Source organism: Martelella sp. UBA3392 (assembly GCF_002358775.1).
Taxonomy (GTDB): Bacteria; Pseudomonadota; Alphaproteobacteria; order Rhizobiales; family Rhizobiaceae; genus Martelella; species Martelella mediterranea.
In genome coordinates, this window is sequence record NZ_DEPM01000077.1 from 1 (window position 1) to 10,512 (window position 10,512).

General features: G+C 61.0%; 9 protein-coding genes and 1 tRNA gene. 7 read left to right on the top strand and 3 right to left on the bottom strand.

Annotated features, from left to right (window positions below; all coding sequences use genetic code 11):
• Positions 1-197 precede the first annotated feature (197 nt).
• Positions 198-273: transfer RNA gene (locus tag B4E36_RS05875), tRNA-Val, on the top strand.
• A 930-nt stretch (positions 274-1,203) separates the two neighbouring features.
• On the opposite strand, the gene B4E36_RS05880 is transcribed toward B4E36_RS05875, so the two are convergent.
• The gene (locus B4E36_RS05880) at positions 1,204-1,530 is read right to left on the bottom strand and encodes an HlyU family transcriptional regulator (protein ID WP_345900107.1); all 327 of its coding nucleotides are present in this window, start codon (positions 1,528-1,530) and stop codon (positions 1,204-1,206) included.
• Positions 1,531-1,591: 61 nt separating this feature from the next.
• The gene (gene ilvA / locus B4E36_RS05885; protein WP_345900108.1) at positions 1,592-2,842 is read right to left on the bottom strand and encodes a threonine ammonia-lyase; all 1,251 of its coding nucleotides are present in this window, start codon (positions 2,840-2,842) and stop codon (positions 1,592-1,594) included.
• Positions 2,843-2,945: 103 nt separating this feature from the next.
• On the opposite strand from ilvA, the gene B4E36_RS05890 reads away from it, so the two are divergent.
• The 5 genes from B4E36_RS05890 to B4E36_RS05910 all read left to right on the top strand — a co-directional run bounded on the left by B4E36_RS05890 (position 2,946) and on the right by B4E36_RS05910 (position 8,895).
• Complete coding sequence (locus tag B4E36_RS05890) at positions 2,946-4,400, top strand: TrkH family potassium uptake protein (RefSeq protein ID WP_292052790.1); 1,455 nt, start codon at positions 2,946-2,948, stop codon at positions 4,398-4,400.
• Between the two features lie 108 nt (positions 4,401-4,508).
• Complete coding sequence (purL, locus tag B4E36_RS05895; protein ID WP_292052792.1) at positions 4,509-6,743, top strand: phosphoribosylformylglycinamidine synthase subunit PurL; 2,235 nt, start codon at positions 4,509-4,511, stop codon at positions 6,741-6,743.
• 64 nt (positions 6,744-6,807) lie between these two features.
• Entirely contained in the window at positions 6,808-7,041 is a 234-nt protein-coding gene (locus tag B4E36_RS05900) for a BolA/IbaG family iron-sulfur metabolism protein (protein ID WP_018064326.1), read from the top strand.
• Positions 7,042-7,170: 129 nt separating this feature from the next.
• Positions 7,171-7,506 carry a Grx4 family monothiol glutaredoxin gene (grxD, locus tag B4E36_RS05905; RefSeq protein WP_292052795.1) on the top strand — a complete coding sequence of 112 codons (336 nt, stop codon included), beginning with the start codon at positions 7,171-7,173 and terminating at the stop codon, positions 7,504-7,506.
• Positions 7,507-7,644: 138 nt separating this feature from the next.
• Positions 7,645-8,895, top strand: coding sequence for a multidrug effflux MFS transporter (locus B4E36_RS05910; protein ID WP_292052797.1), 1,251 nt, complete (start codon positions 7,645-7,647; stop codon positions 8,893-8,895).
• 75 nt (positions 8,896-8,970) lie between these two features.
• Here B4E36_RS05910 and B4E36_RS05915 read toward each other — a convergent pair whose 3' ends face one another.
• Complete coding sequence (locus B4E36_RS05915) at positions 8,971-9,687, bottom strand: SDR family oxidoreductase (RefSeq protein WP_292052800.1); 717 nt, start codon at positions 9,685-9,687, stop codon at positions 8,971-8,973.
• Between the two features lie 71 nt (positions 9,688-9,758).
• Here B4E36_RS05915 and B4E36_RS05920 point away from each other — a divergent pair, with 71 nt between their 5' ends.
• Entirely contained in the window at positions 9,759-10,409 is a 651-nt protein-coding gene (locus B4E36_RS05920) for a TetR/AcrR family transcriptional regulator (RefSeq protein WP_292052802.1), read from the top strand.
• Positions 10,410-10,512 lie beyond the last annotated feature (103 nt).

Sequence of the window (10,512 nt, forward strand, 5' to 3'; positions counted from 1 at the left end):
TGCATCGCATGTTAATGAAGTCCTCAAGGTGGCTCTTGAAAGTGATTTAAAGCCATTAAGCGCTGAGGAACTTGAAGTGAGTAATAAGGAGCCAAAAGATCTTACTTCACAAGTGTCAGGAGATGTGACCATTAGCTTTTTTTATTATTAAAGTAGTTGTTGAACAACTTTAAAAAGAAGTTTAATAGATATAGTAAGGGCGATTAGCTCAGTTGGTAGAGCGCTTCGTTTACACCGAAGATGTCGGGAGTTCGAGTCTCTCATCGCCCACCATTCTTCTTCCTCCAGACATAGTTTTCGTATCAGTGACGCTGAGCCGGCTTTGTGCCGGACAACGTTTCGGCATTGATTCAATCAGCGTAACGCTGCTGATTCCCTTGCGTTTTTGACGTTCCGCAAAACTGCGCTGCGCAGATCCGCCGGAGAATTGCGTCCAGCAAGCAAAAATCCAGACCTCGCTTGGCCAGCCAAGCGCACTATAAACGTTTTAAACAGAAAATCCGCTTCGATATTTGACCTTCCGGTCAAAAAATCCAGAAGAATCCTACGTTTACCATATCATACTGCCGCGTTTTATATTGCCTGTAACAGAAAACCATAATAAACTCCGCTGCGGAGGATCACTATTATGGCACACTATAAATGCAATGATTGCATGATGGTGCAGAACACCGGTCGCGTTTGCCGGCGTTGCGGGAGCTATAGTCTTTCTGCGCTTGAGACCCATGGTGGCGCTGTCACGGAGCGGGAGCGTAACACCCAGGTGCCAGCTGCAACATCGTCCAACATGCCGGTATGGCTGTCATTTTTCGGAATTGCGGTTCTGACGTCCTATTTGCTGCTTTTCCACGTGTGACGCCCGGCGCATGCCACATCCGCCGCAGGGAAACCTGTCGAGGACCGTCAGGGCTATGTTTGCTGCTCGGTTGGTTACGGGGCTGCGCCAGAGTGTCGGCGAGAGAGTGGAGACCGGGTTTTCGGTCAAGCCGCGTTTCAGGATTCGGCGACCCGACCCGCCAGGACAAACGGTGCGCGGCAGCGGGCGATGCCTGCTGCGTCTGATGATGCCGTGTCTGAGGCAATCGTGATCGACCGGCGCTTCCGCTGCGCATACGCCGCCACGGCTAACGTCTCAGTCAACAGAGATACGGAGCCGGGTTGCGCCTTCAGGCGCCCCGCTGGCATCAGCGAGTCGGGGTAGCCTCAGGCCGTGCGGCTCTTCGCGCCGTCGGAAAACAGCGAGCGGCCATTCTGGTCGATGATCTGCTTGCCCTTGCGGAAGGTCCACTCGATCGCCTCATCCTGGGAGGAAAACAGGTCGGCGCGGATGAAGGTCCGGGTCAGCGTCTCGTCGTTCACCTCTTTCTCGATCCGGCCCTGAAGGCGATACTGCGCCCCTTCCTTGGCCGGCTCGGCGAAGATGATGCAATCCTCATGGACGATCGATTTCACCGCCTGCTCGTTCTCGCGCCCCTCGCCGGCGCCGCCGCCCGAAAACAATGAGCCGATCCGAGAAAAAAACGATGCCATCTTCAAAACTCCCTTTTTTGTCTTTCTAGCCGATCGGCGCTTGCCGCGCCAGCGCTGCGCGTCAGATGATCAGGTTCGCCAGAATTTCGTTTTCAGTGATATCCTGATATTTCAGGCCGTTGCTTGCCAGGTTCTCAAACAGGACATGAAAGTTCTCCGGCCGCGAGGTCTCGATGCCGATCAGGATCGAGCCGAAATTGCGCGCCGATTTCTTCAGGTATTCGAACCGCGCGATATCGTCGTCCGGTCCGAGAAGGGCAAGGAAATCCTTGAGCGCGCCGGGGCGCTGCGGCAGGCGCAGCACCAGGTATTTCTTCAGCCCCGAATAGCGCATCGCCCGTTCCTTGACGTCCGGCAGCCGGTCGAAGTCGAAATTGCCGCCGGAGACGAGCACCACGATCTTGCGGCCGCGGACCTTGTCGGCCGGCAGTCTGGAAAGCGCGGTCAGCGCCAGCGCGCCCGCAGGCTCCAGCACCACGCCCTCGACATTCAGCATCTCGGTCATGGTCACGCACAGCGCGTTCTCCGGCACCGCCATCACCTGATCCGGCGAAAACCGCCTGAGCGCCTCGAAATTGGCATCGCCGATCCGGGCGACGGCCGCGCCGTCCACAAAATTATCGACGTCCTCGAGCGTCACGATCTCGCCGGCGGCAAGCGAGCGTTTCAGGCTCGGCGCGCCCTCCGGCTCGGTAAACAGAAACGCCTCATCCGGCAGGCGATCGGAAAAATAGCTTGTTATCCCCGCCGACAGCCCGCCGCCGCCGACCGGCATCACGATCAGATCGGGCAGCCCCTCGCCTTCCGGCCAGGCGTCCTCGATCTCGCTTGCCACCGTCGCCTGTCCCTCGATGATATCGGGATCATCGAAGGGCGGCACCATGATGCCGTCATGGTCCGCGGCGAACGTGCGGGCGGCGGAATAGCAGACATCGAAGATATCGCCGACCAGTTCGATGCGGATGAAACCCTCGCCGAAGGTGCGGGTCTTGTCGATCTTCTGCTGCGGCGTCGTGACCGGCATGAAGACCACGCCCTGAACGCCGAAATGCCGGCAGCAGAAGGCAAAGCCCTGGGCGTGATTGCCGGCCGAGGCGCAGACGAACACTTTCGAGGCCCCGTCGCCGCCCATCCGCTTGCGCATGAAATTGAAGGCGCCGCGCAGCTTGTAGGAGCGCACTGGCGACAGATCCTCGCGCTTGAGATAGACGTCCGCGTCGAACTTCGCGCTCAGATGGGCGTTGCGCTGCAACGGCGTCGCTTCGAAGAGATCTCTCAGCGCGGTTTTGGCCGCTATCACGTTGTCGCGCATTTCCTGCTTCCCATTGAGTTTGTCCTGTGACACCGCTATGGCATACAAACCGGGTCACGAAAAAGCCCGTATCTGACAAGAAAGTATGACAGGGAACTGACCCTTGAACGCCACGCTTCTGCGGTCTGCCTTCTATATCGCGGCAATTTGCGGCATTTATCTCGCGGCCGCGATGTTCGTTCCGGCCATGGTCGACCTCTATTACGGCAATGCCGATTGGCAGGTCTTCGCCCTTTGCGGCTTCATGGTTGGCGGGACAAGCGCCGTTACCGCGGTTGCCATGCGCGGCAATCCGCCGCCCTTCAGCCGGCGTCTCGGCTTCTTCCTGGTCAACCTCTTGTGGATGACCTTCGCGCTTGTCGGCGCGATCCCGATCTATCTCGCAAGCGGCGAACTGACCTTCGCCCAGTCGCTGTTCGAATCGGTTTCGGCGATCACCACCACCGGCTCCACGGTTCTGACCGGCCTCGATCACGCAGCGCCCGGCCTTCTTCTGTGGCGCTCGCTGCTGCAGTGGATGGGCGGCATCGGCATCGTCGCGCTCGGCCTGTTCATCCTGCCGTTTCTGCGGATCGGCGGCATGGCCTTCTTCAAGATGGAATCCTCGGATACCGGCGACAAGCCGTTCGCCCGCATGGCAAGCTTCACCCGGGCGTTTCTGGCGATCTATCTCGGCATCACGCTGTTATGCGCGATCTGCTACGGCTTTGCCGGCATGTCGCAGTTCGATGCCTTCAACCACGCCCTGACGACGGTGGCGACCGGCGGCTTTTCCACCCATGACGTTTCGTTCGGTTATTTCGACAGTCCGGCGCTCTTGTGGATCTCGACCTTCTTCATGACGCTGTGCAGCCTGCCGTTCTCGATCCTGATCCTGTTCGTGGTGCGCGGCCGGCTCGATTCGCTGCGCGATCCGCAGATCATGCTGTTCCTGACCTATCTTTTCGTGGCGGTGTTCCTGCTCTCGCTCTATATCAGCCTCAACGACCAGATGGACTTCCTCACGGCGCTGACGCAGTCGGCGTTCAACGTGTCGTCGATCCTGTCGACCACGGGCTATGCCAGCACCGACTATTCGCAGTGGGGCGCCTTCGCCGTGGTGCTGGTGTTCTTCCTTACCTTCATGGGCGGTTGCTCGGGCTCGACGGCGGGCGGCATAAAATCCTACCGGTTCCTGATCCTTTTCAACATGCTGAGGACAGGCATGAAGAAACTGATCTATCCGAACGCGGTCTATTCGATCCGCTACGGCCGGCTCAGCGTCGATTCGGAGACCCAGCGCGCCGTCTCGATGTTCTTCACCGCCTATATCCTGCTCTGGGCCTTCGGCAGCCTTGGCATGTCGCTGCTCGGCTACGACCTTATAACGTCGACTACCGCCGTGCTCACCGCGCTTTCCAATGTCGGCCCCGGCCTTGGCGATATCATCGGGCCGGCAGGCAATTTCTCGACCTTCGCCGATCCCGAGCTCTGCCTTCTGGCAATCATGATGCTGCTCGGCCGTCTGGAAATCCTGACGGTGGTCGTGGTGCTGATGCCGATGTACTGGCGCGGCTGAGGCCTGCCGCCGGACCGGGAAAATCGAAAAACCATGTCGCCTCGCGTTGCAACATCGTTTATGGAACCGAACAACGTCTGAAAAACCAAAGCGGGATGCTCACGTCTCATGACCCTTTCGAACAGCCAGGTCATCACCCCGGAACTGATCGCGGCCCACGGGCTGAAGCCTGATGAATACGAGCGGATATTGTCGCTGATCGGCCGCGAGCCGAGCTACACCGAACTCGGCATCTTCTCGGCGATGTGGAACGAGCACTGCTCCTACAAATCCTCCAAGCGCTGGCTGCGCACGCTGCCGACCACCGGCCGCCGCGTCATCCAGGGGCCGGGCGAGAATGCCGGCGTCGTCGATATCGATGACGGCGATTGCGTCGTATTCAAGATGGAGAGCCACAACCACCCCTCCTATATCGAGCCCTATCAGGGGGCCGCGACCGGCGTCGGCGGCATCCTGCGCGACATCTTCACCATGGGCGCGCGCCCCGTTGCCGCCATGAACGCGCTGCGCTTCGGCGAACCTGATCACCCCAAGACCCGCCACCTCGTCTCCGGCGTCGTCGCCGGGGTCGGCGGCTATGGCAATTCCTTCGGCGTTCCGACCGTCGGCGGCGAGGTCGAGTTCGATGCTCGCTACAACGGCAACAACCTCGTCAACGCGTTCGCGGCCGGGATCGCCAAATCCGATTCGATCTTCTATTCCGAGGCCAAGGGCGTCGGCCTGCCGGTCGTCTATCTCGGCGCCAAGACCGGTCGCGACGGCGTCGGCGGCGCGACCATGGCATCGGCCGAATTCGACGAGGATATCGAGGAGAAGCGCCCGACCGTCCAGGTCGGCGACCCCTTCACGGAGAAATGCCTGCTCGAGGCCTGCATGGAACTGATGCAGACCGGCGCGGTGATCGCGATCCAGGACATGGGCGCTGCCGGCCTCACCTGCTCGGCCGTGGAAATGGGCGCCAAGGGCAATCTCGGCATCGAGCTCGATCTCAACCGCGTTCCGGTGCGCGAGGAAAACATGACGGCCTACGAGATGATGCTCTCGGAAAGCCAGGAGCGCATGCTGATGGTGCTCGACCCCGAAAAGGAGGAGGTCGCCGAGGCGATCTTCCGCAAATGGGGCCTCGATTTCGCGATCGTCGGCAAGACCACGGACGACCTGCGCTTCCGCGTGTTCCACAACAATGAGGAAGTCGCCGACCTGCCGATCAAGGACCTCGGCGACCAGGCGCCGGAATATGACCGCCCCTGGCGCGAGCCCGATACCCGCGGCACCCTGCCCGCCCATCTGGTCGAGGCGCCCGCAGATTACAACGCGGCGCTCCTGAAGATCGTCGGCGGCCCGAACCAGTCGAGCCGGCGCTGGGTCTACGAGCAGTATGACACGCTGATCCAGGGCAATTCGCTGCAGCTTCCCGGCGGCGATGCCGGCGTCATCCGCGTCGACGGCCACCCGACCAAGGCGCTGGCCTTTTCCTGCGATGTGACCCCGCATTATGTCGAGGCCAACCCGTTCGAGGGCGGCAAGCAGGCGGTTGCCGAGTGCTGGCGCAACATTACCGCGACCGGCGCGGAGCCGCTGGCGGCGACCGACAACCTCAATTTCGGCAATCCCGAGAAGCCGGAGATCATGGGACAGCTCGTCAAGGCGATCGAGGGCATCGGCGAGGCCTGCCGCGCGCTCGACTTCCCGATCGTTTCCGGCAATGTCTCGCTCTACAACGAGACCAATGGCGAGGCGATCCTGCCGACGCCGACCATCGGCGGCGTGGGCCTCCTTGCCGACTGGCGCAAGATGGCGCGGATCGGCTCGTTTTCCGAGGGCGACCACGTGATTCTCATCGGCAATGACGGCGAGCATCTCGGCGCGTCGGCCTATATGCGCGACGTGCTCGGCCTCGTGGACGGCCCCGCTCCGGCGGTCGACCTCCATCTCGAGCGCCGCACCGGCGATTTCGTGCGCTCGGCGATCAATAACGGTCAGGTCACCGCCTGCCACGATATTTCGGCGGGCGGCCTCGCGGTGGCGCTTGCGGAAATGTGCATGGCCGCCGGCAAGGGCATGGAGATCAGCATCGCCCAGGCGCGCGGTTCCGCGCATGCCCTGCTCTTCGGCGAGGATCAGGCCCGCTATGTCATCACCGTGCCGGCGGAATACGGCAATTTCGTCTGCGCCTCGGCGGAAGGCAGCGCCATCGCCTTCCGCAGGCTGGGAACCGTCAAGGGCGACGCGCTCGTGATCGACGAACTTGTTTCACTGCCCGTCGAGGAGTTGCGCACCGCCCACGAAATGTGGTTCCCTCGCTTCATGGCCGCCGCGGGCGGCGACAACCAGTCGGCATGAGATCGGCAGCCAGCACAAGATCGGCAGCCGGCATGAGAACGACATCCATCGAGGAGCATTCAACATGGCGATGAGCGCGGGCGAAATCGAAGACATGATCAAGGCCGCCCTTCCCGACGCCAGCGTCACGATCAGGGACCTGGCCGGAGACGGCGACCATTTCGCGGCCGAAGTCGTATCGGAGAGCTTTCGGGGCAAGACAAGGGTGCAGCAGCACCAGATGGTCTATGACGCCCTGAAGGGCAATATGGGCGGCGTGCTGCACGCGCTGGCGCTGCAAACCTCCGCGCCGCAATAGGAGCGAGTCAACCATTCGGCTTTCGCTCAATTCCGCCCGTGGCGGGGTTGGCGAAAGTCAATCGATCGATTATATGCTGAAAGCAAATAAACGCTACGGACCTTGAACCCGTATGTGAAAGGATTGCACATGAGTGACATTCAGACTGCCATCAAAAGTGAAGTCGACAGCAATGATGTGGTGCTGTTCATGAAGGGAACGCCGCAGTTTCCGCAGTGTGGCTTCTCCGGACAGGTCGTCCAGATTCTCGATTATCTCGGCGTCGATTACAAGGGCGTCAACGTGCTGGCTGACGGCGACCTGCGCCAGGGTATCAAGGATTTTTCCAACTGGCCGACCATCCCGCAGCTTTACGTCAAGGGCGAGTTCCTCGGCGGCTGCGACATCGTCAGGGAAATGTTCCAGGCCGGAGAGCTGCAGGAACATCTTTCCTCCAAGGGCGTGGCCGTTCGCGGCGCCGCCTGAGGCGATCCCGGCACACATAGCGGTTTTTGGTGCGGTTTTCGGGCGCGTTTTTTTGCCGCGCCCGCCCTTGTATGAGCTCACGGAATTGACCGGGCGCCGCGACAGCGGCGCCTTCTTTTGCTTTCAGGATTAGTTGTTGTGACAGAAACATTACAGACATCGACGGCGATCGCCCGCAAGGCGCCCGGCAAGTGGGAACTCGTCGCCATGATGGCGGGACTGATGGCGCTCAACGCGCTCGCCATCGACATCATGCTCCCCGGATTGAAAGAGATCGGCGCCAGCCTGGGTGTCACCTCCGACAATGAGCATCAGTTCATCATCACCTCCTATGTGCTCGGTTTCGGCATTGCCCAGCTTGCCTATGGGCCGATCGCCGACCGCTTCGGCCGCAAGAAGCCGCTGCTCGTCGGCCTGGTGATCTATTTCATCGGCGCGGTGCTCTGCGCCTTCGTGCCGAGCTTTACACTGATGCTGCTGGTCCGGTTCTGTCAGGGCCTTGGGGCAGCTGCCACCCGCGTCATTTCCGTGGCGGTGGTGCGCGACCTTCATGGCGGGCGGGCCATGGCCGAGATCATGTCGCTGATCATGATGGTGTTCATGCTCATCCCGATCCTCGCGCCCTCGATCGGCCAGACGATCATGCTGTTCGGCGACTGGCATCTGGTGTTCGTGTTCCTGGCGCTGGCCGCGTTCGGCAATTTTATGTGGATCACCTTCCGCCTGCCGGAAACCCAGCACCCCGAAGACGTCGTCGAGCTGACGCCCAAGGCGGTCATCCACAGCGCCAAGACCGTGCTGACCAACCGCGTCGCCCTGTTCTACACGCTCGGCACGACCTTCATCATGGCCTGCATTTTCGGCTTCGTGAATTCGGCGCAGCAGGTCTATGTCGAAATCTACGGTCTCGGCACGCTGTTTCCTGTTGCCTTCGCCGGCATCGGCATCGTGATGGCGGCCTCGTCGCTGATCAACTCCCGCATCGTGGGCAAGATCGGCATGCGCAGGCTGTCGCATGGCGCGATGATCGGCTTCACGGTGACCAACGGCCTCTGGCTTGTGATCGACCTGATATATGCCGGTGCGATGCCGTTCTGGCTGTTCTATGGCCTGTTCATGCTGGCCTGGTTCCAGTTCGGCTGGATCGGCCCCAACTTCAACGCGCTGGCCATGGAGCCGCTCGGCCATGTGGCCGGCGCCGCCTCATCGATCCTCGGCTTCGCCAGCACCGCGTTTTCCGCGCTGCTCGGCGCGGCGATAGGCTATGCCTATAACGGCACGACCACGCCGATGATCGCCGGCTTCTTCGTCTTCGCGGCAGTCGCTCTCTGTTTCACGCTGATCGCCGAAAAGGGCAAGCTGTTCCAGCCCCACAACCCGGAAATCTGACGCAGACGATAACACACGGAAAAAGGGCGCCCTCGCGGCGCCCTTTTTCGTGGCTGCTTTTCCCGCGAAATCCTCCTACCAGGGCGTGCGGCCCTCTGCTTCGAAGAAACCGCCATTCTCCTCGCCCTCGAGCGCAAACCGGACGGGCAACCGCGCCCCTTCCTCCGGTGTGAGAGGCCCCGTACCGCCGTTGAGATCCGTGCCCACGAATCCGGGACTGATCGAATTCACGACGATATTCGTATCGCGCAATTCCTCGCGAAGCTGCACGGTCATCATGTTCAGGGCCGCCTTCGAGGCGTTGTAGCCGATGAACTGCGCGCCGTAATAGGTCGAGTCGGGACTGCCGTTCAGCGTGAGCGAGCCGAGCGAACTCGAGAGGTTGACGATCCGCCCGGCGGGCGCCTTCCTTAACAAGGGCAGCATCGCCTGCGTGACCGCCAGCGTGCCGAAGAAGTTGACCTCCATTGTCCGCCGCACAGCCTCAAGCGAGGCGGATGAGGGCGGAGCGTCTGCGAAATCGAAGATGCCGGCATTGTTGACGAGAATGTCGAGGCGTCCGTATCCAGCTTCGATCTCGGCAGCGGTGCGCGCGATGCTGGCGTGATCGTCGAGATCGAGATGAGTGGCGGTGGCCGTTCCTTCCAAGATCTTCTGCGCGGCGGCCTCGCCGAACCCGAGGTTCCGGGCCCCGAGAACGACCCGAACGCCGGCGCTGGCGAGCTGGCGGGCGATCTCGAACCCGATCCCCTTATTGGCGCCTGTGACAAGCGCGATCCGTTGAGTGTCCATATGCAAATCCTTTCTTGCCTGGTCTGGTCGAGGCAAATATATGAAGGATCATTCAGTTTGAGGATTCGCATTTGCCCGCAGCCACTCCGCCATCGCTTAGCCCCCGGAAAAAGCCGCGTCAGGCGCGCGCCGCAGTCACGCTCGATGCCGTATACGAGGCAAGCATTCAGCTTTTGGTGGGTGGCGGCGTAGCGCGGCTGACCACCACCCGCGTCGCAGAGCGCGCCGGCGTTTCGGTCGGCACGATGTATCAGTATTTTCCGCACAAGCAGGCGCTGATCTATGCGCTCAATGAACGCTATCTGGAAGCCCTGGCGATACGTCTCGAAGCTGTTTGCGAAAGCCACCATGGCAGCAGCCTCGGGGATATGTGCGAAGCGCTGATCGAGACCTATTTCCAGGCAAAGACGGAGCGCGCCGACGTGACCCGCGCGCTCTATGCCTCGGTCGTGGAGCTCGACAACGGGGCTCTGGTCGCCAATTTCGCCGACCGTGCCGATGCTTGTACCAAGGCCATGCTAGCAAGTGCGTCAGACGCCACGATCCCCGATCTGGAAACCGTCAGCCTAGCCCTTCTCACGACCATCTTCGGCGCGGTCCGCAATGCTTTCGAGCGAAACCTCGATGCCGGCGAGATCGCCGCCCTGAAGCGGCAGATTATCGTGATGTGCCGCGCCTATCTTGAGGCCGTCGCCGGCGCGACTAATACCAAGAGTCAATGATTAGGACCCATATGACCGGAGCGATTTTGAAAGCCGGCTAGGCGAAAGCCGCAGTCGTAGCCATAGCTACGGCGAGGATTTTCAACGACGCGGGCTTTCAAAA